This is a genomic window from Mycobacterium sp. 852002-51152_SCH6134967 (assembly GCF_001667105.1).
GTDB classification, from domain to species: domain Bacteria; phylum Actinomycetota; class Actinomycetes; order Mycobacteriales; family Mycobacteriaceae; genus Mycobacterium; species Mycobacterium neumannii_A.
In genome coordinates this window covers 19,656-41,930 of record NZ_LZIK01000019.1, presented here as the reverse complement: position 1 = coordinate 41,930, position 22,275 = coordinate 19,656, and the positions used below count along the sequence as shown (strand labels likewise).

17 protein-coding genes are annotated in these 22,275 nt (G+C 67.4%); 10 read left to right on the top strand and 7 right to left on the bottom strand.

Annotated features, from left to right (window positions below; genetic code table 11):
* Nucleotides 1–11 precede the first annotated feature (11 nt).
* From A5790_RS06145 to A5790_RS06135, 3 genes are all read left to right on the top strand, one after another.
* Nucleotides 12–392: a DUF427 domain-containing protein gene (locus A5790_RS06145; protein ID WP_064418168.1), complete on the top strand. Its 381-nt coding sequence runs from the start codon at nt 12–14 to the stop codon at nt 390–392.
* A gap of 27 nt (nt 393–419) precedes the next feature.
* Nucleotides 420–1,331 carry a DNA-3-methyladenine glycosylase gene (locus A5790_RS06140; protein ID WP_064395048.1) on the top strand — a complete coding sequence of 304 codons (912 nt, stop codon included), beginning with the start codon at nt 420–422 and terminating at the stop codon, nt 1,329–1,331.
* A gap of 81 nt (nt 1,332–1,412) precedes the next feature.
* On the top strand, nt 1,413–1,976 hold the full coding sequence (locus A5790_RS06135) for a Dps family protein (protein WP_064418170.1): 564 nt from the start codon (nt 1,413–1,415) through the stop codon (nt 1,974–1,976).
* Here A5790_RS06135 and A5790_RS06130 read toward each other — a convergent pair.
* Together A5790_RS06130 and A5790_RS06125 are read right to left on the bottom strand one after the other, a co-directional pair.
* Nucleotides 1,969–3,393, bottom strand: coding sequence for a chloride channel protein (locus tag A5790_RS06130; protein WP_066841893.1), 1,425 nt, complete (start codon nt 3,391–3,393; stop codon nt 1,969–1,971). The two genes, A5790_RS06135 and A5790_RS06130, sit on opposite strands and share 8 nt — an antisense overlap.
* Nucleotides 3,394–3,417: 24 nt before the next feature.
* Nucleotides 3,418–4,221, bottom strand: a complete 804-nt coding sequence (locus A5790_RS06125) for a PaaI family thioesterase (protein ID WP_066841892.1) — start codon at nt 4,219–4,221, stop codon at nt 3,418–3,420.
* Nucleotides 4,222–4,284: 63 nt separating this feature from the next.
* On the opposite strand from A5790_RS06125, the gene A5790_RS06120 reads away from it, so the two are divergent.
* The 4 genes from A5790_RS06120 to A5790_RS06105 all read left to right on the top strand — a co-directional run bounded on the left by A5790_RS06120 (nt 4,285) and on the right by A5790_RS06105 (nt 13,720).
* Nucleotides 4,285–6,363 (top strand): heavy metal translocating P-type ATPase, encoded by a 2,079-nt coding sequence (locus A5790_RS06120; RefSeq protein WP_066842039.1) that lies wholly within the window; start codon nt 4,285–4,287, stop codon nt 6,361–6,363.
* A gap of 413 nt (nt 6,364–6,776) precedes the next feature.
* Entirely contained in the window at nt 6,777–11,360 is a 4,584-nt protein-coding gene (gene gltB, locus A5790_RS06115; protein WP_064418173.1) for a glutamate synthase large subunit, read from the top strand.
* The gene (locus tag A5790_RS06110) at nt 11,353–12,819 is read left to right on the top strand and encodes a glutamate synthase subunit beta (protein WP_064395053.1); all 1,467 of its coding nucleotides are present in this window, start codon (nt 11,353–11,355) and stop codon (nt 12,817–12,819) included. Before gltB ends, A5790_RS06110 begins: the two co-directional genes overlap by 8 nt.
* 73 nt (nt 12,820–12,892) lie before the next feature.
* Complete coding sequence (locus A5790_RS06105) at nt 12,893–13,720, top strand: polysaccharide deacetylase family protein (RefSeq protein WP_082961606.1); 828 nt, start codon at nt 12,893–12,895, stop codon at nt 13,718–13,720.
* Between the two features lie 408 nt (nt 13,721–14,128).
* Here the strand turns inward: A5790_RS06105 and A5790_RS06100 are convergent, their stop codons facing one another.
* Together A5790_RS06100 and A5790_RS06095 are read right to left on the bottom strand one after the other, a co-directional pair.
* On the bottom strand, nt 14,129–14,977 hold the full coding sequence (locus A5790_RS06100) for an LLM class F420-dependent oxidoreductase (RefSeq protein WP_066841890.1): 849 nt from the start codon (nt 14,975–14,977) through the stop codon (nt 14,129–14,131).
* Nucleotides 14,978–15,036: 59 nt separating this feature from the next.
* Entirely contained in the window at nt 15,037–16,533 is a 1,497-nt protein-coding gene (locus A5790_RS06095; RefSeq protein ID WP_066841888.1) for a potassium/proton antiporter, read from the bottom strand.
* A 184-nt stretch (nt 16,534–16,717) separates the two neighbouring features.
* Between A5790_RS06095 and A5790_RS06090 the strand changes: the two genes are divergently transcribed.
* A complete protein-coding gene (locus tag A5790_RS06090; protein WP_066842035.1) occupies nt 16,718–17,410 on the top strand; it encodes a TrkA family potassium uptake protein in 693 nt (230 codons plus the stop codon).
* On the opposite strand, the gene A5790_RS06085 is transcribed toward A5790_RS06090, so the two are convergent.
* Both A5790_RS06085 and A5790_RS06080 read right to left on the bottom strand, forming a co-directional pair.
* Complete coding sequence (locus A5790_RS06085; protein WP_066841886.1) at nt 17,376–19,019, bottom strand: SulP family inorganic anion transporter; 1,644 nt, start codon at nt 19,017–19,019, stop codon at nt 17,376–17,378. The genes A5790_RS06090 and A5790_RS06085 overlap by 35 nt on opposite strands.
* Nucleotides 19,016–19,393: a helix-turn-helix transcriptional regulator gene (locus A5790_RS06080; protein WP_066841884.1), complete on the bottom strand. Its 378-nt coding sequence runs from the start codon at nt 19,391–19,393 to the stop codon at nt 19,016–19,018. The genes A5790_RS06085 and A5790_RS06080 overlap by 4 nt, the downstream gene beginning before the upstream one ends.
* Nucleotides 19,394–19,480: 87 nt before the next feature.
* On the opposite strand from A5790_RS06080, the gene A5790_RS06075 reads away from it, so the two are divergent.
* Both A5790_RS06075 and A5790_RS25940 read left to right on the top strand, forming a co-directional pair.
* Nucleotides 19,481–20,485, top strand: a complete 1,005-nt coding sequence (locus A5790_RS06075; RefSeq protein ID WP_066841882.1) for a PHP domain-containing protein — start codon at nt 19,481–19,483, stop codon at nt 20,483–20,485.
* Nucleotides 20,486–20,529: 44 nt separating this feature from the next.
* Nucleotides 20,530–21,063 carry a hypothetical protein gene (locus tag A5790_RS25940; RefSeq protein ID WP_066841880.1) on the top strand — a complete coding sequence of 178 codons (534 nt, stop codon included), beginning with the start codon at nt 20,530–20,532 and terminating at the stop codon, nt 21,061–21,063.
* On the opposite strand, the gene dinB is transcribed toward A5790_RS25940, so the two are convergent.
* Nucleotides 21,052–22,272, bottom strand: coding sequence for a DNA polymerase IV (dinB, locus tag A5790_RS06065; protein WP_066841879.1), 1,221 nt, complete (start codon nt 22,270–22,272; stop codon nt 21,052–21,054). The two genes, A5790_RS25940 and dinB, sit on opposite strands and share 12 nt — an antisense overlap.
* Nucleotides 22,273–22,275: the final 3 nt, after the last annotated feature.

Below are 22,275 nucleotides of genomic sequence, written 5' to 3'. Positions count from 1 at the left end.
TTGGCCATGACATGAGCGATCGACCCGTACTCGAGCCCACCGCGGAGCACCCGATCACCGTCGAGCCGACCGGCAGACACGTCACAGTCCGGGTGAACGGCGAGATCGTCGCCGACACAGATCGGGCGTTGACGCTGCGGGAGTCGACCTATCCGGCGGTGCAGTACATCCCGCACAACGACGTCATCCAAGACAAACTCAGGCCCAGCGACACCCAGACGTACTGCCCGTTCAAGGGCGACGCCAGCTACTACGACCTGGTGACCGGCAGCGGCGCGGTCGTCGAGGACGCCATCTGGACCTACGAGAAGCCCTACCCCGCCGTCGCCCCCATCGCCGGTCACGTCGCGTTCTACCCGGACAAGGCTGAGGTCACCGTCGTTCACGCATAACGCGTAGGCCCGGCATAACCTTGGCCGGTGCACACCTCGGTCAGGGTCGTCTTCGACGGCCCGGTCAGCCCCGCGTTGACCTTGGCGCCGCTGCGGCGTGGCCGAAAGGACCCCTGCTACTTCGACGCCCCCGACGGCGCGATCTGGCGCACCAGCCTGATGCGTAGCGGCCCGGTCACCGCGCGCCTCACCAAATCGGCACCCGACACCGTCGACTGCGAAGCGTGGGGTGACGGCGCGACCGAATTCGCCGAGACCCTGCCCGCCCAACTCGGCGCGTACGACGACAGCGTCGGCTTCGCGCCCACGGAACCGACCATCGCCGCCGCACATCGACGCGTGCGGCATCTTCGGCTGGGCCGCACCGACCGGGTGCTCGAAGCCCTGATTCCCGCGGTGCTCGAACAGCGGGTCTACGGCAAGGACGCGCGCCGCGCGTGGCGGCTGCTGGTCACCAAGTACGGCGCCCCCGCACCCGGACCGGCGCCCGCGCACATGCGGGTGCCACCGCCCGGTGACGTCTGGCGCCGCATCCCGTCGTGGGAGTTCCACCGCGCCAACGTCGATCCGCGCCGCGCGCGCACCGTCGTCGTGTGCGCTCAGCGCGCCGACTCGCTGGAACGACTGGGCGCCCGGTCACCGGCCAGGGCGCGTGCCGCCATGGCGTCGCTTCCGGGGGTCGGTGAGTGGACCGCCGCCGAGACGAGTCAGCGCGCGTTCGGTGACGCGGATGCGCTCTCGGTCGGCGACTACCACCTGGCGAAGATGGTCGGGTGGAGCCTGCTGGGCCATCCGATCGACGATCCCGCGATGGTCGAGTTGCTCGAACCGCTTCGCCCGCACCGTCACCGCGCTGTGCGCTTGTTGGAAGTGAGCGGTCTCGCGGTACTTCCGCGGTTCGGCCCGCGCATGGCGATTCCGAATCTGATCGAGATGTGACGCCTGTGACGTGGTGATTACCTCGCCGACGCAGCGGGTAGTCGAAGCCTCGACACCGTATGCGTGCAAAGGAGCTTTCCCATGCCTAAGTCTCAGTACACCGTTCCGGGTATGACCGACAAAGACGCGGCCAAGATGGCCGAGCTGCTGCAGAAGCAGCTGAGCCGGTACAACGATCTGCACCTGACCCTCAAGCACATTCACTGGAATGTGGTGGGCCCGAACTTCATCGGAGTCCACGAGATGATCGACCCGCAGGTCGAGTTGGTGCGTGGCTACGCCGACGAGGTCGCCGAGCGCATCGCGACTCTGGGGTACTCGCCGAAGGGCACGCCGGGCGCGATCATCGGCGACCGCTCCTGGGATGACTACTCGCTGGACCGCGACACCGTGCAGGCACACTTGGCCGCACTCGATCTCGTCTACGACGGAGTCATCGAGGACACCCGAAAGAACATCGAGGACGCCGAGGATTCCGATCCGGTCACCGAGGACATGCTGATCGGCCATGCCGCGGAGCTGGAGAAGTTCCAGTGGTTCGTGCGTGCGCACCTGGAGAATTCCGGTGGCCAGTTGGCCAACAAGGGCGCGTCGACGGAGAAGGACGCCGCCAGCCAGGCCAAGAAGAAGGCGCCGGTCAAGTAGTCGTTTCGGGCGGAGGTGGCCGGCGTCCGTCGGCGCCACGCGCGGCGTCGGCGGCGTCCCGGTCGAGGCGCTGCGCGCGGTAGATCGAGACGTCGGTGCGCGACATCAACATGTAGGCGATACCGACGGCGACCATCGCGCACGGGATCACCGAGAACGAGCCGGTCATCTCCGCCACCATGATCATCACGGCCAGCGGCGCGTGCGCGACACTGCCGAAGCACGCCATCATGCCGACGACGACGAAGGTGGCGGGGCTGTCGGGGATTCCAGGGGCGTCGACCAGATCGCCCAGTCGCCACAGCGCGGCGCCGACGAAGGCGCCTACCACGACACCCGGCCCGAAGATGCCGCCCGAACCGCCGGTGCCGATCGACAACGACGTCGCCACGATCTTGGCGAGCGGCAGGAGCAGCACGATCCACAGCGGTATCGCCATCAGTGTGTCGGTGGCCGTGGCCTTCTGCGCCCATCCGTATCCGCTGGCCAGAACCTGCGGGATCGCCAGGCCCAGCAGTCCCACCGCCAGCCCGCCGACCGCGGGTTTGAGCACCTTGTGGCCGGGCAGCCGACCGGTCAGTGCGACGGTTCCGTAGAAGATGCGCGCGTAGAGGTAGCCGACGCCGGCCGCGACGACTCCGAGCACGACGAACCAGCCCAGATCGAGCGGGCTGTCGAAGCGGTAGTCGGCGGCGACGAATCCGAACAGCGGGTCGAAGCCGAGGATCGAACCCAGTACCGAGTAGGCGGTCGCCGAGGTGATGAATCCCGGTATCAACGCCCGGTAGTCGAAATCTCGGCGGTACACGATCGAGGCCGCAAGCACCGCGCCGCCGAGCGGGGCGCCGAAGATCGCCCCGATACCCGACCCGATGCCGAGCGACACCGCGATCCGCCCGTCCTCGTCGGACAGGTTCAGCCAGCGGGTCAGCATGGATCCGAAGCCCGCGGAGATCTGCGCGGCGGGGCCTTCGCGGCCGCCGGAGCCGCCCGACCCGATGGTCAGGGCGCTGGCGATGGTCTTGATGACGATGGCTCGTCCCCGGATGGCGCGGGGGTCGGTGTGCACGGCTTCGATCGCGCTGTCGGTGCCGTGCCCTTCGGCCTCGGGTGCGAACTTCGCGACCAGCCACGCCGATACGAGAGCGCCGCCGCAGACCACCAGTGGGATGGCCCACGGCCGGTCGAAGCCCGCCGAGCCGGGATCGCCGCCGTCGCCGACCGGTTTGGGGATCCGGTAGCCGGCCAGGTCACCGAGCAGGAAGTCGCCCGCATAGTCGAGCGCCAGATAGAACACCACCGCGCCGAGGCCGGCGATGACGCCGATCGCGATCCCGAGAATCAGCCACTTACGGATGTAGCCGGAGCGTCGAACGAATCCCCCGAGGCCGCCGCCGGTTTCACGGGTCTCGGCCATGGTCTCCAGATGCTAGTGCGCAGATCAGCGGTATGCGGTCAGTCTGGCGAGGATCGCCACACCTCCACCGGGGCCGACGGCTTGCCCCTCGGCGACGCCCGTCCGGCGCCCGATGCGCAAAGCGGTTCCCACATAACGAGATTCGGGCCCACTGTGGAAGGGCCGCATGAAGTTGACCCGCAACGACGCGGTCCGCAGCGGCCGGTCTGAACCATCGGTGTCGAGTGCCGCCGACGCCACCAGTTCCAGCGCCATGGCGGTCACCCCGCCGTGCACGATGCCGATCGCGTTGTTCAAGACGGGGTCCTCGTCCTGCAGCAGAACCCGCCCCGCGCCGCCGCTCTCGGCGACGCGAACCGCCATCCGGTCGGCGAGCGTGCCCGGCGGCAGCGGGCCGGACGGACCGTCGGGAAACGGTGCGATGTCGGCGGGTGAGTGGATGTAGAACGAACGCACGGTGGCCGTGGCGAGCACAGTGTCGCGGTGAGTCAGCTCGCACAACGCCAACGCGACGTCGCTCTTGGCGCCGAACGGTCGGGCGGTCGCGACCACCGGTACATCCGGGGTGCCCGCGATGATTTCGGCGGCGTCGGGATCGGCTTCCAGAGACAGCTCGCTGGACACCGTCCACTCATCGTCGGCGCGGCGCCGGTGGTTGACCAGGCCGCACGCGTGGTCGACGAGCATCGCCATGGGCGCGATCGTCGGGGCGCCCGTCAGCGGGTTCACCATGCCGCCCACCGGGATCGAGGCCACGCACTCACCGGGCGCGTCCGTGGACGTCACGATGCCGAACCGGCCCAGCGGAGTGTTCAGTGGATGCGACATCGAGGTACAGCGTGACCGAACAAGCCCTGGCCATATACCCCTAGGGGGTATAGCATGGCCGCTATGACGCACGCCGGCCATGGCGCCCAGCACCCAGACACGGCCGCGGTCGGTCATTCGGGGCACGACCATCCGCAGGGCCAAGACCACTCGGGCGGCCACGATCATTCTGGCCACGTCGCCGAGTTCCGGCGCCTGTTCTGGACCATGCTCGTGCTCGCCGTGCCCACGGTCACGCTGTCGGGGATGTTCTCGATGATCCTCGGCTACTCGCTGCCCGACATCCCCGGGGTCCGATGGGTGCCGCCGGTGCTCGGCACCGTGATGTACGTCTGGGGCGGGCGGCCCTTCCTGTCCGGGGCCGTCAATGAAATCCGTTCCCGCGCACCGGGAATGATGCTGCTGATCGGGCTGGCTATCACGGTCGCGTTCCTGTCGTCCTGGGGTGCGAGCCTCGGTGTCTTGCACCACGAGCTGGACTTCTGGTGGGAACTGGCACTGCTGATCGTGATCATGCTGCTCGGGCACTGGATCGAGATGCGCTCGCTCGCGCAGACCACATCGGCGCTCGACTCCCTGGCGGCGCTGCTGCCCGACGAGGCCGAGCGGGTCGTCGACGGCGGCACGGAAATCGTCGCACCGGCCGAGTTGCGTGTGGGCGACGTCGTGCTGGTACGCCCCGGAGGCAACATCCCGGCCGACGGCGAGATCATCGCCGGTACGGCGGACGTCGACGAGTCGATGGTCACCGGCGAATCGCGGCCGGTTCGCCGCGAGGCGGGCGACCACGTCGTGGCCGGCACGGTGGCCACCGACTCAGGGCTGCGGGTGCAGGTCAGCGCGGTCGGCGACGACACGACGCTGGCCGGTATCCAGCGGTTGGTGACCGAAGCGCAGAACTCGTCGTCGCGGGCGCAGCGCCTGGCCGACAAGGCGGCGGGTTGGCTGTTCTGGTTCGCGCTGTCGGCGGCGATCGTTACGACCGTGGTGTGGTCGTTCGTGGGTTTGCCCGCCGCGGCCGTCATCAGGACCATTACCGTCCTGGTGATCGCCTGCCCGCACGCTCTGGGGCTGGCGATACCGCTGGTGGTCTCGATCGCCACCGAACGCGCCGCACGCGGAGGCGTTCTGATCAAGGACCGGCTGGCGCTGGAGAGCATGCGGACCGTCGAAGCCGTGCTGTTCGACAAGACGGGCACGCTGACCAAGGGCGAGCCGACGGTCACCGCGGTCGCGACCGCACCCGGCCGTTCCGCCGAGGATGTCCTGACGTGGGCGGCGGCGGCCGAGGCGTACTCCGAGCATCCGCTGGCCGAGGCGATCGTCGCGGCCGCGCGCGACCGCTCGCTGAACCTGCCGCCGACCACCGACTTCAGCTCGTCCCCGGCGGTGGGCGTCAAGGCCATGGTCGAGGGCAGCACCGTTCAGGTCGGCGGGCCGCGGATGCTGGCCGAAGCGGGGCTCGCCGACCTGCCCGAAACGGGGCAGTGGCGGGACGAAGGGGCGATCATCCTGCACGTCGTGGTCGACGGTGAGGCCGCCGGTGCGATCAAGCTGGCTGACGAGGTGCGACCGGAGTCCCGCCAGGTGGTCGAGGCGCTGACCAAGCTGGGCATCGAAGTGGTGATGATCACCGGCGACGCGGAGGCCGTCGCGCAGTCGGTGGCCGCCGACTTGGGGATCGAGCGGGTGTTCGCCGGGGTACGACCGGAGGACAAGGCGGCAAAGGTGGCCCAGTTGCAGCGCGACGGGCGCAAGGTGGCGATGGTGGGGGACGGCGTCAACGACGCCCCCGCGCTTGCCCAGGCCGATGTCGGCATCGCGATCGGCGCGGGAACCGACGTGGCGATCGGCTCGGCCGGGGTGATCCTGGCCGGCTCGGATCCGCGCTCGGTGCTGTCGGTGCTGCAGCTCTCTCGGGCCGCATACCGCAAGATGCAGCAAAACCTTTGGTGGGCAGCGGGATACAACCTGGTGTCGCTGCCGCTGGCCGCGGGGGTGCTGGCGCCGGTCGGCTTCATCCTGCCGATGTCCGTCGGCGCGATCTTGATGTCGGCGTCGACGGTCGTGGTGGCGCTCAACGCTCAACTGCTGCGACGGCTGAACCTCACCCCCGAAGCCAGCCTGAAAGCGCTTTCTTAAGAATCTGGCTAGGCTTTTCGCAAACCCGTACGCAGCGGTCTAAGCTGGAAAAAGCGCCGAAAAAGCGCCCTTCAGCAAACGCCAGGCGGCGTCGGGAGGCAAGTGTGACGTGTACCGCACCACGCTGGAGAATCGCTGATCGCCTTGAAAATCCCAGGGCCGCAACGATGTTGGGTGCAAAACCGAGTGGTGGCAAGCGAGACGGCCGCACCGTCCCGCCGATGTAGTTAGGGTCTACTAAGTTGGCATGTCACCCGGTGTTTGTCATATCGTTTTCTCCACTCGGGGCAAGTGGATACAGGCCGGCGTTCGATGCTGCACGAAGGCACTCCATGGCCGGACCGGCTAACCGCCGCTGTCTACGGCTGTCAGGCAGAAGCTTCATAAGACGTGCAGGAAAAGGGTAGGTGCGAATGGCGCCCAGGATGCAAGGGCTGTACAACCCCGCGTTCGAGCACGATGCGTGCGGCGTCGCGATGGTGGCCGATATGCACGGCCGCCGCAGTCGCGACATCGTCGACAAGGCGATCACCGCCCTGGTGAACCTGGAGCACCGCGGCGCGCAGGGTGCCGAGCCGAACACCGGCGATGGTGCGGGCATCATGTTGCAGGTTCCCGACGCGTTCCTGCGCGAGGTGGTCGACTTCGAGCTGCCGGAGCCGGGTAGCTACGCCACCGGAATCGCGTTCCTGCCACAGTCGTCGAAGGATGCGGCGACCGCGTGTGAGGCCGTCGAGAAGATCGCCGAGGCCGAAGGGCTCGAGGTCCTGGGCTGGCGCGAGGTGCCGATCGACGACTCGCCGCTGGGCGCGCTGGCCCGCGACGCGATGCCGACATTCCGGCAGGTGTTCATGGGCGGTGCGTCGGGCATGGATTTAGAGCGTCGCGCGTACGTGGTGCGCAAGCGCGCCGAGCACGAGCTGGGCACCAAGGGCCCGGGCCAGGACGGGCCCGGGCGTGAAACCGTCTACTTCCCAAGCCTTTCCGGGCAGACCTTCGTCTACAAGGGCATGCTGACCACCCCGCAGCTCAAGGCCTTCTACCTCGACCTGCAGGACGACCGCCTCACCAGTGCGCTGGGCATCGTGCACTCACGCTTCTCGACCAACACGTTCCCGTCGTGGCCGTTGGCCCACCCGTTCCGGCGCATCGCCCACAACGGCGAGATCAACACCGTCACCGGCAACGAGAACTGGATGCGCGCACGAGAGGCGCTCATCAAGACCGACGTGTTCGGCCCGAATCAGGATCTCGACAAGATCACCCCGGTGTGCACCCCCGGGGCGTCGGACACCGCCCGGTTCGACGAGGTGCTCGAACTCCTGCACCTGGGCGGGCGAAGCCTGCCGCACGCGATGCTGATGATGATCCCGGAGGCGTGGGAGCGACACGAGTCGATGGACCCGGCGCGCCGGGCGTTCTACGAGTTCCACGACTCGCTGATGGAGCCGTGGGACGGCCCGGCATCGGTCTGCTTCACCGACGGCACGGTGATCGGCGCCGTGCTCGACCGCAACGGCCTGCGTCCGTCGCGGATCTGGGTCACCGCCGACGGCCTGGTGGTGATGGCGTCGGAGGCAGGCGTGCTCGAACTCGACCCGTCGACCGTCGTCAAGCGGATGCGTCTGCAGCCCGGCCGCATGTTCCTGGTCGACACCTCCAAGGGCCGCATCGTCTCCGATGAGGAGATCAAGGCCGAGCTCGCCGCCGAGCACCCTTACCAGGAGTGGCTCGACGCCGGCCTGTTCGACCTCGATGAGCTGCCGCCGGGCGACTATGTGCGGATGCCGCACCACCGGGTCGTGCTGCGCCAGCAGATCTTCGGCTTCACCTACGAGGAGCTCAACCTGTTGGTCGCGCCGATGGCGCGCTCCGGCGCCGAGGCGCTGGGCTCGATGGGCACCGACACTCCGGTCGCGGTGCTCTCGCAACGCCCGCGGATGCTCTACGACTACTTCCAGCAGCTGTTCGCCCAGGTGACCAACCCACCGCTGGACGCCATCCGGGAAGAAGTCGTCACCAGCCTGCAGGGCGCAGTCGGACCGGAGGGCGACTTGCTCAACCCGGGTCCGGAATCCTGCAGACAGATCGTGCTCTCGCAGCCGATCCTGCGCAACGCCGACCTGTCCAAGTTGATCTGCGTCGACCCCGACCACGAGATCCGCGGGCGTAAGCACGGCATGCGCGCGGCCGTCATCCGCTGCCTGTATCCGGTCAACCGAGGCGGGCAGGGTCTCAAGGAGGCGCTGGACAACGTGCGCGCCAAGGTGTCGACCGCGATTCGCGAGGGAGCCCGCATCATCGTGCTCTCGGATCGCGAATCCAACGAGCAGATGGCGCCGATCCCGTCGCTGCTGTCGGTCTCGGCCGTGCACCACCACCTCGTCCGGGAACGCACCCGCACAAAGGTCGGGCTGGTCGTGGAGGCCGGCGACGCCCGCGAGGTGCACCACATGGCTATGCTGTGCGGCTTCGGCGCGGCTGCGATCAACCCATACATGGCCTTCGAGTCGATCGAGGACATGGTCGACCGCGGCGTGATCACCGGCATCTCCAGCGACCAGGCCAAGGCCAACTACGTCAAGGCCGCGGGCAAGGGCGTGCTGAAGGTGATGTCGAAGATGGGCATCTCGACGCTGGCCTCCTACACCGGCGCCCAGCTGTTCCAGGCCATCGGCATCAACCAGCAGGTGCTCGACGAGTACTTCACCGGATTGACCTGTCCCGTCGGCGGAATCGACCTCAACGACATCGCCGACGATGTCGCCGCCCGGCACGCGTTGGCTTATCTCGACCGGCCCGACGAGTGGGCGCACCGCGAACTCGAGGTCGGCGGCGAGTACCAGTGGCGCCGGGAGGGTGAGTACCACCTGTTCAACCCGGACACGGTGTTCAAGCTGCAACATTCCACTCGCACCGGCCAGTACGAGATCTTCAAGGAATACACCAAGCTCGTCGACGATCAGAGCGAGCGGATGGCCTCGCTGCGCGGCCTGCTCAAGTTCCGCGACGGGTTGCGCCCGCCGGTGCCGCTCGAGGAGGTGGAGCCGGCCAGCGAGATCGTCAAGCGGTTCTCGACCGGCGCGATGAGTTACGGCTCGATCTCCGCCGAGGCGCACGAGACGTTGGCTATCGCGATGAACCGCCTTGGCGGACGATCGAATTCGGGCGAAGGCGGCGAGGCGGTGTCGCGTTTCGACCGCGACGAGAACGGCGACTGGCGCCGCAGCGCGATCAAGCAGGTGGCCTCGGGGCGGTTCGGCGTGACGAGCCACTACCTGAGCAACTGCACCGACATCCAGATCAAGATGGCTCAGGGCGCGAAACCCGGTGAGGGCGGCCAGCTTCCGGGCGGCAAGGTCTACCCGTGGGTCGCCGAGGTCCGGCACTCGACGCCCGGCGTCGGGCTGATCTCCCCGCCGCCGCACCACGACATCTACTCGATCGAGGATCTCGCGCAGCTGATCCACGACTTGAAGAACGCCAACCCGCAGGCGCGCGTGCACGTCAAGCTGGTATCCGAGAACGGCGTCGGAACGGTTGCCGCCGGTGTGTCCAAGGCGCATGCCGACGTCGTGCTGATCTCCGGCCACGACGGCGGTACCGGCGCGACCCCGCTGACGTCGATGAAGCACGCCGGCGCCCCGTGGGAACTCGGCCTGGCCGAAACCCAGCAGACGTTGCTGCTCAACGGTCTTCGCGACCGCATCGTCGTCCAGGTCGACGGTCAGCTCAAGACGGGCCGCGACGTCGTGGTCGCCGCACTGCTCGGCGCCGAGGAGTTCGGCTTCGCCACCGCGCCGCTGGTGGTCTCGGGTTGCATCATGATGCGCGTCTGCCACCTCGATACCTGTCCGGTGGGCGTGGCCACCCAGAATCCGGTGCTGCGCGAGCGGTTCACCGGAAAGCCCGAATTCGTCGAGAACTTCTTCATGTTCATCGCCGAAGAGGTGCGGGAGATGATGGCCCAGTTGGGCTTCCGCACCGTCAACGAGATGGTGGGGCAAGTCGGCGCGCTGGACACCACGAAGGCCGCCGAGCACTGGAAGGCCTACAAGCTCGACCTGACGCCGGTTCTACACGAGCCCGAGTCGGCGTTCATGAACCAGGACCTGTATTGCAGTTCGCGTCAGGACCACGGCCTTGACAAGGCGCTCGACCAGCAACTGATCGTGATGTGCCGCGAAGCGCTGGATTCACAGACGCCGGTGCGCTTCTCGACGACGATCGCCAACGTCAACCGGACAGTCGGCACGATGCTCGGTCATGAGGTGACCAAAGCCTATGGCGGGCAGGGCCTTCCGGACGGCACCATCGACATCACCTTCGACGGTTCGGCGGGCAACAGCTTCGGGGCGTTCGTGCCGAAGGGCATCACGCTCCGGGTCTACGGCGACGCCAACGACTATGTCGGCAAGGGGCTCTCGGGTGGACGGATCGTGGTGCGGCCATCGGACAGCGCACCCGAGGACTACGTCGCCGAGGACAACATCATCGCGGGCAACGTGATCCTGTTCGGTGCGACGAGCGGCCAGGTGTTCATCCGCGGCCAGGTCGGCGAGCGGTTCGCGGTGCGCAACTCCGGTGCGCACGCGGTGGTCGAAGGTGTGGGCGACCACGGTTGTGAGTACATGACCGGCGGCAAGATCGCAATCCTCGGTCCGACGGGGCGCAACTTCGCCGCGGGCATGTCCGGTGGCATCGCCTACGTCTACGACCCCGACGGCGCGCTACCGGACAACCTCAACGCCGAGATGGTGGAACTGGAGGGCCTCGACGAGGAGGACCTCGAATGGCTTGCGGGCATGATCCAGGCCCACGTCGACGCCACCGATTCCGCTGTCGGAGCACGGATACTCAACGACTGGGACAACAACGTGAAGCACTTCACCAAGGTGATGCCCCGCGATTTCAAACGGGTGCTCGAGGCGATCGCCGAGGCAGAACGCACCGGCGCCGACGTCAACGAGGCGATAATGGCGGCCGCCAGTGGCTGATCCCCGCGGTTTCCTCAAATACACCCAGCGCGAGACGCCGCAGCGGCGGCCCGTGCCGATTCGCCTGCGCGACTGGAAAGAGGTCTACGAGGACTTCTCCCACGACACCCTGCGTGAGCAGGCAACCCGCTGTATGGACTGCGGGATTCCGTTCTGCCACAACGGTTGTCCGCTGGGAAACCTGATCCCCGAGTGGAACGACCTGGTGCGCAACGACCGCTGGCGCGACGCCATCGAACGGCTGCATGCGACGAACAACTTCCCGGAGTTCACCGGCCGGCTGTGCCCCGCGCCGTGCGAGGGTTCCTGCGTTCTGGGCATCAACCAGGATCCGGTCACGATCAAACAGGTCGAGGTCGAGATCATCGACAAGGCCTTCGACGAGGGTTGGGTGACGCCGCTGCCGCCGGAGGTCAAGACCGGCAAGAAGGTCGCCGTCGTCGGCTCGGGCCCGGCCGGGCTGGCCGCCGCCCAGCAGCTGACCCGCGCCGGGCACAGCGTCACGCTGTTCGAGCGCGACGACCGCATCGGCGGGCTGCTGCGTTACGGCATCCCCGAGTTCAAGATGGAAAAGCGCCACATCGACCGTCGTCTGGAGCAGATGGCGGCCGAGGGCACCGAGTTCTGCACCGGGGTCAACGTCGGCATTGATATAACAGCGCAGCAGCTTCGCAAGGAGTTCGATGCGGTGGTGCTCGCCGGCGGCGCGACGGAGCGGCGCGACCTGCCGATCCCGGGTCGCGAGCTCGACGGCATCCACCAGGCGATGGAGTACCTGCCGTGGGCCAACCGCGTGCAGTTCGGCGACCCCGTCACCGACGAGAACGGCCTGCCGCCGATCCACGCGAAAGACAAGAAGGTCATCATCATCGGCGGTGGTGACACCGGCGCCGACTGTCTGGGCACCGCGCACCGCCAGGGCGCGGCCAGCGTGCACCAGTTCGAGATCATGCCGCGGCCGCCGGAGACACGCGCCGACTCGACGCCGTGGCCGGTCTACCCATTGATGTTTCGGGTGTCCTCGGCGCACGAGGAAGGCGGCGAGCGCGTCTACTCGGTCAACACCGAGGAGTTCATCGGCCGCGACGGGCATGTCACCGGACTGCGCGGCCACGAGGTCAAGATGAACGCGGGCAAGTTCGAGAAGGTCGAGGGCACCGAGTTCGAGATGGAAGCCGATCTCGTGCTGCTCGCGATGGGCTTCACCGGTCCCGAGCGCAAAGGCCTGCTGACCGACCTCGGCGTCGAGATCAACGAGCGGGGCAATGTCAGCCGAGACGCCGACTTCGCCTCCTCGGTGCCCGGCGTCTTCGTCGCGGGCGACATGGGGCGCGGGCAGTCGCTGATCGTGTGGGCCATCGCGGAGGGCCGCGCGGCCGCGGCGGGTGTGGACCGCTACCTGATGGGCCGGTCGGCGCTTCCGGCGCCGATCAAGCCGACCGCCGTACCGCAGCGGTAGGTCCCGGTAGGTTCCGACGCGACACGCCGCGCAATGTGCGGCTTTTGCGCCTGAGCGCGCGACAGTAAGGGCGGTGATCGGCCGCTCCCCAACCGCCGGCGCCGGGCTGAGACTCAACCGGCGCAACTTCGTCGCGGCCCTGTCCGTCGCCACCCTCGGCGCAGTGGGCCTGAGCCGCTGCGCGACCGCGGCACAACCGCGAGTCGCTGGTGTGGCCGCGCAGGTCCCGCCCGCACCCTCGGTCGGCCTGTTGCCGCCGCCTCCGAAGTCGGCGCGCATCGCGCTACCCGGTGGGGTGCTGAGCACCCTGCCCGGCCAGGGAGACCTGTTGGCACTGACCGTCGACGACGGGGTCAGCAGTGAGGTCGTGCGCGCCTACACCCAATTCGCCAAGGACACCGGGATACGGCTGACCTACTTCGTCAACGGGATTTACCGGTCATGGACCGATCACGCCGACCTGTTGAGGCCGTTGGTCGACGACGGTCAGATCCAACTGGCCAACCACACGTGGTCGCATCCCGACCTCACCAAGCTGCCGCTCATCGACGTGGCCGAGCAGTTCCGGCGCAACCACGACTTCCTGTGGAAGACGTACGGCGTCGACGCACGCCCGTACTTCCGGCCGCCCTACGGCGCGACCAGCCCGCACGTCGACAAGGTGTCGGCCGATCTGGGCTACACCGTCGACACGTTGTGGTCGGGCACGCTGGAAGACCACGTGTGGATCCCTGCCGCCGAGGTCGTCGCGATGGCCGACAAACACTTCACCGCGCAGACGATCGTGATCGGCCACCTCAACCACCGACCCGTCACCGAGGTCTTCGGGCAGTTGGTCGACATCGTCCGGGCGCGCGGACTGCGCACCGTGACGTTGGATGACGTGTTCCTCAGGCCATGACCGCGGCGGCACGGATGCGAGTCACATCTGTCACTTCAGCAACTCTAAAAACATCAGACGATTTACCGGCGCGCCTACCACAGTTTGCCGACGGTCGGGTTCTAATGACTTCATGGGGGCACTGCGGTAAGGTTGGGCCCCGGTCAGCTATCGGTTTCGACACAGGAGTCAGTTCCGTGTATGTCAACCCGCTATCCCGGTCTCGGGTCAGCCGAATCGCCTGGTCACTCCTCCGTCACCCGCTGAAGAGCCGCGAGTTCCCGGCCAAGGCCGAGCGTCTCATCACTGCCGACGAGCTTCGTCTCTACGGCGTCTAGCGAACCGGGAAGCGCGAACTCCCTCGCGCTGAAGCCCTCCGGCCGCGCGTTTGCCAAATCGTTATATTTTCGTGACCGTCAGAAACGGCGGCTAACTCCGTAGGTCCGATGCGGCGATCGCGTCGGCCAGCGGTTCGAGCACCGCGGGATTGTGCGGCGGCGGGAGATAGATGATCGCCAGATCCAGACCCTCCTGTCCCAGGGCCGCGGCTTCGGACAACGTCTTGTCGTAGTTGAGGTCGGGGTCCAGTCGGACGTGGGCCGACAGCATGATCTCGGCCGGATCGCGTCCGATGTCGGCGCAGTGGCCGGCCAGCACGTCGCGCTTGCGCGCGAATTCCTCCGGCGTTCCGCCGACGAAGTTCCAGTGCTGGGCGTATCGGGCGGTGATCCGCAGCGTGCGCTTCTCGCCATTGCCGCCGATGCAGATCGGGGGATGCGGCCGTTGCGGGCCCTTCGGCTCGTTGCGCGCGTCCTTCAGTTGGTAGAACGTGCCGTCGAACGACGTGGTCTCCTGGCTGAGCAGGCTGGTGAGCACCTCGCACGCCTCCTCGAAGCGGTCGAACCGCTCACGGATGGAACCCAACTCGATGCCGTACGCCTCGGACTCCTCCTCGTTCCAGCCCGCGCCGATACCGAGCTCGAGTCGACCGTTGGACACGATGTCCAACGCGGAGGCCATGTTGGCCAGCACCGCGGGATGGCGGTAGTGGATGCCGGTGACGAGCACCCCGACACGCAACCGCTGGGTCGCCTGCGCCAGCGCGGTGAGCGTCACCCAGCCCTCCAGGCACGGGCCGGTGGAGTCGGAGAAGATCGGATAGAAGTGGTCGAACGTCCAGCCGGATTCGAACACGTCGATCTGGTCGGCGGCCTTCCACACCGCGAGCATGTCGGCCCACGTCGTGTTTTGCGGCGATGTCTTGAAAGCGAACTTCATTGAACCGAGGCTAGCCCCGAGTGGCCGGCAGCGAGCTGTGAGCCGAGTCCGCTGCGCGGTTAGTCGGTTTCGCCGAATTCGTCGAACCAGTACGCGAGCTTGCCACGACGGCTCACCGCGCGCAGCCGGCGTTCGGCCAAGGCGCGCGTCTTGGTGGTGGTGACGATCAGCAGCTCGTCACCGATCGCGATGCGGGTGTCGGGCTGCGGGACGAAGGTGCGCCCGTCGCGGATGATCAACGTGATCACGCTCGGATCGGGCAGCCGCAGTTCCAGCACCGTGACGTTGTGCAACCGCGACGGCGCCTGCACCCTCATGGTCAGAAGTTCTGCGTCCAGCACGTCAAGGGGAGCCGACTCCACCTGGATCTCTCGCGTCGCCTCCTTCTTGATCAGCCCCAGCCGATGCGCGACGAAGCGCAGGCTGGGACCCTGCACCAGCGTGAACACCACCACCAGGATGAACACGATGTTGAGGAGGCGGACACTGTCGGGCACCCCGCCCACGATGGGGAAGGTCGCCAACACGATCGGGACGGCACCGCGAAGACCCGCCCAGGAAACGAAAACCTGTTCGCGCCAGGGGATTCGGAACCACACCAGGGAGACGAACACCGACAGCGGCCTGGCGACCAACAGCAACACCAGACCCGTCACGATGCCGGGGATCACCTCCGCGGCCAGGTCACTGGGGTCGACGAGCAAGCCGAGCAGGACGAACAGGCCGATCTGAGCGAGCCAGCCGAGACCCTCGGCGAACGACCGCGTCGCCGAACGGTGCGGCAGGCCGGTGTTGGCGAGCACGACCGCGGCCACATACGCGGCGAGGAATCCGCTGGCGTGTGCGGTGCCGCCCGCCGCGAACGCGACCATGCCGAGCCCGAATGTTGCCAGCGGATAGAGTCCCGACGCCGGAAGCGCGATGCGGCGCAACGCCATCGAGCCCAGATAGCCGACGCCGATACCGATCGCCGCACCAACCACCAGCTCGTAGACCAGTTCGGTGAGCGCGTGCACGGGCGACAGCTCGAGTGGCGCCACGCTGAACATCAGCACGAGGATGACGGCTGGGGCGTCGTTGAAACCGGACTCGGCTTCCAGCAAGCCCGCCACCCGGCGGGGCAGGGGCACCACGCGCAGCACCGAGAACACCGCCGCGGCATCGGTGACGGACACGACCGCGCCGAGCAGCAGCGACAGCTGCCAGTTGATTCCCAGCAGCAGGTGCGCCCCGGCCGCGGTGATGAGCATGCTGACCGCGACGCCGAGTGTCGCGAGCACACCCGCAGGCGCCAGCACACGCCGGATGTCGGAGAACCGGGTCGTCAGGCCGCCTTCGACGAGGATCACGGCCAACGCCACCGTGCCCAGGTGGTCGGCGAGCAGGTAGTTGTCGAAGTCCAGCCCCAGCCCGTCTTCGCCGACGATGACGCCGACGAAGAGGAAGAGCAGCAGGCTGGGCAGCCCGACACGGCTGGCGGCCCTGGTGGCGACGATGCTCGCCAGCAGCACCACCCCAGCGATCAGCAGCACAAGATAGAGCTGCTCGAGGGTCATTGCATCCCCGTTCGGGACCGGATGGGCGGTGTGAGAGGCAGTAAAACACCTACCACGGGCGGTGGCCGGGCAGTCTGACCCGGTAGCTGCGCCCAAAACCGCCGCGATGGTTAAGTATGAGTGTGTGATACGGCTCCGCTGGCGGCTCCTTGACGCATCGCAGCGCGTCGAGGCGCGGACGATGATGCGGGTCGGCATTGCCGGTGCCGGGGCAGTCGGCCGGTCGGTGGCGCAGGAACTGATCGACTACGGCCACAAGGTGTTGTTGATCGAACACGACGTGCGGCACTACGAGCCGCGGACGGTCCCGGAGGCCGAATGGCTCCTCGCCGATGCGTGCGAGTTGTCCTCGCTCGAAGAGTCCGGGCTGCAGATGTGCGACGTGGTGATCGCTGCGACCGGCGACGACAAGGTGAACCTGGCCGCCGCGTTGTTGGCGAAGACGGAGTTCGGCGTGGCCCGGGTGGTGGCCCGGGTCAACGACCTGCGCAACGAGTGGTTGTTCACCGAGGCGTGGGGTGTCGACGTCGCGGTCTCCGCACCAAGCGCGCTGGTGGCGGCGATCGAGGGCGCCATCGACATCGGCCACGTGGTGCGGCTGATGCAGCTACGGCACGGGCAGGTCAGCCTGGCGAAACTGACACTGCCCGAGGGTGATCCGCTCGTCGGGCAGCGGATGCGCGACCTGCCGCTGCTGGAGAACACCGCGCTGGCGATCATCATCCGCGCGAGCGGGATCGTCTTGCCCCGGCCCGACGACGTGCTGGAAGCCGGTGACGAGATGCTGTTTCTGGCCGGCGGCTCCACCCACGGCGAGGTGGCCGCGCTCGTGCACGGTGCGATCAATCCGACGAGCGTGAGGGCGTCAGACGGGTGACGTGGGTTCGGGCGTGATCGATCGCCTCGTCAAGTGAGTCCATCAAGTGGTTCTCGTGGCGCAGTGAGTCGAATACGCCGACATTGGTGAGCAAGCTCATGTGTTCCGGGCGAACACCTTTGATGATCACCGTGATACCGCGCGCTTCCAGTTCGGTGGCGATCTGCGCCAACGAATTTGCGCCGGTGGCGTCGAGCATGCCCAGCTGGCTGAGTCGGATGATCACCACCGACGTCTGCGGATGGTCGGTGTCGGTGATCTCGTTCGAAATACGCTCGGCCACACCGAAGAACATCGCTCCGTCCAGGCGCAGCAGCGCGATCCGCTCGTCGCCGGGCCTGCGAGGTCCTGGGAGATCTTCTCGAGTGACGCTGCTGCGACGAGCCACTGTGCGCAGCGCGAAGAACGCCGCGACGACGACCCCGATCTGCACGGCCTCGATGAGGTCGAAGCACACCGTGATGGCGGCGGTGAGCGCGAACGTCACAGCGTCCGAACGGGTGGACCGCAGAATCTTGCGGATGGTGGACAACGAGATCATCCGGAACGAGGTCACCATGAGAACACCCGCCAAGGCCGACAAGGGTATTGCGGAAACGGGCCCCGTGGCCAGGTACACGACTGCGAGCAGGACCAGCGAATGCACGATGGCCGCGACCCGGGTACGCGCCCCGGAACGAACGTTGACGGCGGTACGGGCGATGGCCCCCGTCGCGGGCATGCCACCGAAGGCGCCCGATGCGACCGAAGCAAGGCCCTGTCCGACCAGTTCGCGGTCGGGGTCGTACGGTCCCGTCGGCGCCATGCTGGCGGCGACGCGCGCCGACAGGAGGGACTCGATGGCGGCCAGGGCCGCGATCGCCAAGGCGGCGCCGACGAGGGTCCGCATTGCGCCGACATCCACGTGGGGAATGACGGGGGTGGGGAGGTGGGACGGTAGCTCACCGATGCTTGTGATCGGGATGTCAAGAGCCACAACCATTACCGTGACGACTATCACGGCTGTCAGCGATTCCGGGATTCCGCGGTGCAGGCGTGGCAGAGTCGTCATCAGAATTGCGACCACCGCCACCACGGTCAGTGTCTTCGCAGCCGATGGCCAATCTGCCTGTCTGACAACGTTCCACGCGACCGACAAGGTTCGTCCGCCCGCTGGGCTGTCTTGGCCGAATGCGGCGGGTACCTGTTGAAGGAAGATGATGGCGGCGATGCCCAGGGTGAAGCCCTCGATGACCGGCCAGGGGATGAAGGTGACCGCGCGGCCCAGGCCGGTGACTCCCGCGGCGAGCACGAGCAGACCGGCCAGCACCGTGACGAGGGCGATGCTGCCGAGACCGTAGTGCGCCACGATCGGCGCGAGCACGACGGCCATCGCGCCGGTCGGCCCGGACACCTGAACATGCGACCCGCCGAAGACGGCAGCCACCAATCCAGCGACCACCGCGGTGATGAGTCCGGCAGCGGCACCCACACCCGAACTGATACCGAACGCCAGGGCCAGCGGTAGAGCGACGACACCGACCGTGATCCCGGCCAGGATGTCGCGCCGCCACGATCGGGGCAGTTCGGTGTAGTCCCGGCGGTTCGGGAGCAGTCGGGCGAGGTTCACTTGTCGTGTCCCAGCGGAGGCAGCGTCTTGAACGCCTCCAACCGGTCCCGGTTGGTTCCGAGGACGTCGGCGAGAAAGGCTCTGGCGATGACCAGGAGTTCGGAGATCTTCGGATGGGCGAGTTCGTAGAGGACTGAGTTGCCGACTCGTTGTGCCGAGACCACGTGATGACGCTTGAGCACCGCCAGGTGCTGGGACAGCAGCGTGGGCTCGAGGTCGGTTTCGGCGAGGATCTCGCTGACCGAGGTCGGACCGGCGTTGGCTGACAGGATCTCGAGGACACGGATGCGCGCCGGGTGGGCCAGCGCCTTGAACAGGTTGGCCTTGATCTCGTAGAGCGGCAGCTCGGGGCTACCGAGGAATCGGTGCGGCATCGGTTCCAAGACTTGATGGATTGAACATATTCGCAAGCCACTATATCCGCATCATGCTGGGGTGTGCAAAGCGGGCACACTGGAGTGATGGACCCCGTCATCGCCCTGCGGCAGATCGCCTACTACAAGGACCGTGCGCGCGAGGACCCGCGCCGGGTGATGGCCTACCGTAACGCCGCCGACATCGTCGAAGCCCTCTCCGACGCCGAACGCGACCGCCACGGCACCGCCAACAGCTGGCAGTCGCTGCCCGGCATCGGCCCCAAGACCGCGAAGGTCATCGCGCAGGCATGGGCCGGCCGCGAACCCGAGGTGCTGACCGAACTGCGTTCCAACGCAAAGGATCTCGGAGGCGGCGACATCCGCGCGGCACTGCGTGGCGATCTGCACGTGCATTCGAACTGGTCCGACGGCTCGGCCCCCATCGAGGAAATGATGTCGGCGGCAAGGGATCTGGGTCATGAGTACTGTGCGCTGACCGACCATTCGCCGCGGCTTCGGATCGCCAACGGCCTGTCACCCGAGCGGTTGCGCCAACAACTCGACGTCATCGACGAGTTACGTGACAAGGTCGCCCCGCTGCGGATTCTGACCGGCATCGAGGTCGACATCCTCGAGGACGGCTCCCTCGACCAGGAGGACGAACTGCTCGAACGGCTCGACATCGTGGTGGCCAGCGTGCATTCGAAGCTGGCGATGGACGCCCCGTCGATGACACGCCGGATGCTCAAGGCGGTCACCAACCCGCACACCGATGTGCTGGGCCACTGCACCGGCCGCCTTGTCACCGGTGGCCGTGGGATGCGACCGGAATCGAAATTCGACGCCGAGAAGGTGTTCACGGCATGTCGGGACCACGGAACGGCCGTCGAGATCAACTCCCGACCCGAGCGGCGTGACCCCCCGACCCGCCTGCTCAAACTCGCGCTGGAGACCGGGTGCCTGTTCTCGATCGACACCGATTCGCATGCCCCCGGGCAGCTGGAGTTCCTCGGTTACGGAGCGCAACGCGCGCTCGATGCCGAGGTGCCCGTCGACCGCATCGTCAACACCTGGCCCGCCGAGGAATTGCTGGCGTGGGCGGGATCATGAGAATCGCCCGCGGTTAACTGCCCCGAAGGGGGTACAGGGTCACTGTGAGAAAAATTATCGGTGAGACGGCCGCGGCGCTCGGCGCGCGTGCCGCAGAGCTCGCTAACGCTGCGGGCGAGACGGCCGGACGCCTCGTGCGACGCGTCAGCGGCGAGCCCGAAGACCGGGCCGAGCAGATCGAACCGCCGTCGGCGCCACCGTCGTCGGCTGCACCGAAGAAGGCACCGAAAAAGCCACCGGCCAAGAAGGCGCCCGCCAAGAAGGCACCGGCCAAGAAGCCGCCCGCGACGAAGGTCGCCAAGGCGCCCGCCAAGAAGGTGACCAAGGTGCCCGCCAAGAAGGCGACGACCAAGGCACCGGTGAAGAAGGCGCCGGCCAAGAAGACGGCCGCGAAGAAGACGGCCGCCAAGGCTCCCGCCAAGAAGACACCGGCGAAAAAGGCTGTGCCGCCCATGAAGTCGGCGAAGACGGAAGCGGCCAACCCACCGCCGACACCGGGCCGGGCGGCCAAGAAGGCGCAACCCGCCAAGCGGGCGAAGGCCCAGCCGCGCAAAGGCACTTCCGGCTCAGTCGGGTAGCTGCGGCATCTCCAGTCCCGGGTCGCGGCCCAGTAGCACGCCGCGCGTCACCGCCGAATTGCCGTACCGCTGACGCACTTGATCGACCGCTTCGTCGACCGCCGTCGTGTCGTGGCTCTCCTCGAACGGCAGCTCGAGCTGTTGGGCACCGTCGCGATCGATGTTGGACACGGCGAACCCGACGAGGGTGAGACCGCGCTCGGCGATCAGCGGCGCCGCCGCGGCGACGAGACCTCGGGCGGCGTGCAGAATCACCTCGGTCGATGCGGTCGCCCGTGGCATCGTGTGCGACCGGGTGGCGCGGCCGAAGTCGTCGAAGCGCAACCGCAGGACCACGGTGCGACCGGTCCGGCCTGCCTTGCGCATCCGTCGGGTGATGCGGTCGATCAGGTTCACGACGACGGCGTCGATCTCCTGCTCCGACATCGTGTTGCCACGCCGGCCCAACGCGCGCTGCGCGCCGACCGAGCGCCGGCGCACGCCGGTGACCACCCGACGGCGATCGATGTTGCGCGACAGCGCGAACAACCGGCTGCCCATCGCCGACCCGACCAGGGACCCGAGGGTGGACTCGCTGAGCTCGGCGACGTCGGCCACGGTCTCGATGCCGTAGGTGTGCAGCTTGTCGGCGGTCTTGGCGCCGACACCCCACAATCGCCGAACCGGCAACGGGTGCAGAAACGCCAGCTCACGATCGGGCGGGACGAGCAGCAGCCCATCGGGTTTGGCCTCCTGGCTGGCGACCTTGGCCAGGAACTTGGTGCGCGCGATCCCCACGGTGATGGGTAGCCCGACCTCTTCGCGGACCCGTGCCCGCAGCCTGGCGGCGATCTCGACCGGGGTGCCTGACACCCGCCGTAGCCCCGACACATCGAGGAACGCCTCGTCGACCGACAGCGGTTCGACCACCGGCGTCGTGTCGTGGAAGACCTCGAAGACGTCACGGCTGGCCTGTGAATACGCCGCCATGCGCGGAGGCACGACAATCGCGTGCGGACAGAGGCGGCGTGCTTCTCGTCCGCCCATCGCGGTTCGCACACCGTATGCCTTGGCCTCGTAGCTTGCGGCGAGCACCACACCTGCCCCGACGATGACCGGCCGGCCGCGCAGCGACGGCTCGTCACGCTGTTCGACCGAGGCGTAGAACGAATCGAGGTCGGCGTGCAGGATGCTCGCCGCCGCTGCCCCGGAACCAGTGGACACGAACATATG

What these genes read in the sequence shown, in the direction of transcription:
- A5790_RS06095 (WP_066841888.1), bottom strand. Translation starts at nt 16,533, where the DNA reads ATGACCCTCGAGCAGCTCTATCTTGTGCTGCTGATCGCTGGGGTGGTG.
- A5790_RS06125 (WP_066841892.1), bottom strand. Translation starts at nt 4,221, where the DNA reads ATGTCGCATCCACTGAACACTCCGCTGGGCCGGTTCGGCATCGTGACG.
- A5790_RS06120 (WP_066842039.1), top strand. Translation starts at nt 4,285, where the DNA reads ATGACGCACGCCGGCCATGGCGCCCAGCACCCAGACACGGCCGCGGTC.
- A5790_RS06090 (WP_066842035.1), top strand. Translation starts at nt 16,718, where the DNA reads ATGCGGGTCGGCATTGCCGGTGCCGGGGCAGTCGGCCGGTCGGTGGCG.
- A5790_RS06145 (WP_064418168.1), top strand. Translation starts at nt 12, where the DNA reads ATGAGCGATCGACCCGTACTCGAGCCCACCGCGGAGCACCCGATCACC.
- A5790_RS06100 (WP_066841890.1), bottom strand. Translation starts at nt 14,977, where the DNA reads ATGAAGTTCGCTTTCAAGACATCGCCGCAAAACACGACGTGGGCCGAC.
- A5790_RS06080 (WP_066841884.1), bottom strand. Translation starts at nt 19,393, where the DNA reads ATGCCGCACCGATTCCTCGGTAGCCCCGAGCTGCCGCTCTACGAGATC.
- dinB (WP_066841879.1), bottom strand. Translation starts at nt 22,272, where the DNA reads ATGTTCGTGTCCACTGGTTCCGGGGCAGCGGCGGCGAGCATCCTGCAC.
- A5790_RS06130 (WP_066841893.1), bottom strand. Translation starts at nt 3,393, where the DNA reads ATGGCCGAGACCCGTGAAACCGGCGGCGGCCTCGGGGGATTCGTTCGA.
- A5790_RS06135 (WP_064418170.1), top strand. Translation starts at nt 1,413, where the DNA reads ATGCCTAAGTCTCAGTACACCGTTCCGGGTATGACCGACAAAGACGCG.
- gltB (WP_064418173.1), top strand. Translation starts at nt 6,777, where the DNA reads ATGGCGCCCAGGATGCAAGGGCTGTACAACCCCGCGTTCGAGCACGAT.
- A5790_RS06075 (WP_066841882.1), top strand. Translation starts at nt 19,481, where the DNA reads ATGGACCCCGTCATCGCCCTGCGGCAGATCGCCTACTACAAGGACCGT.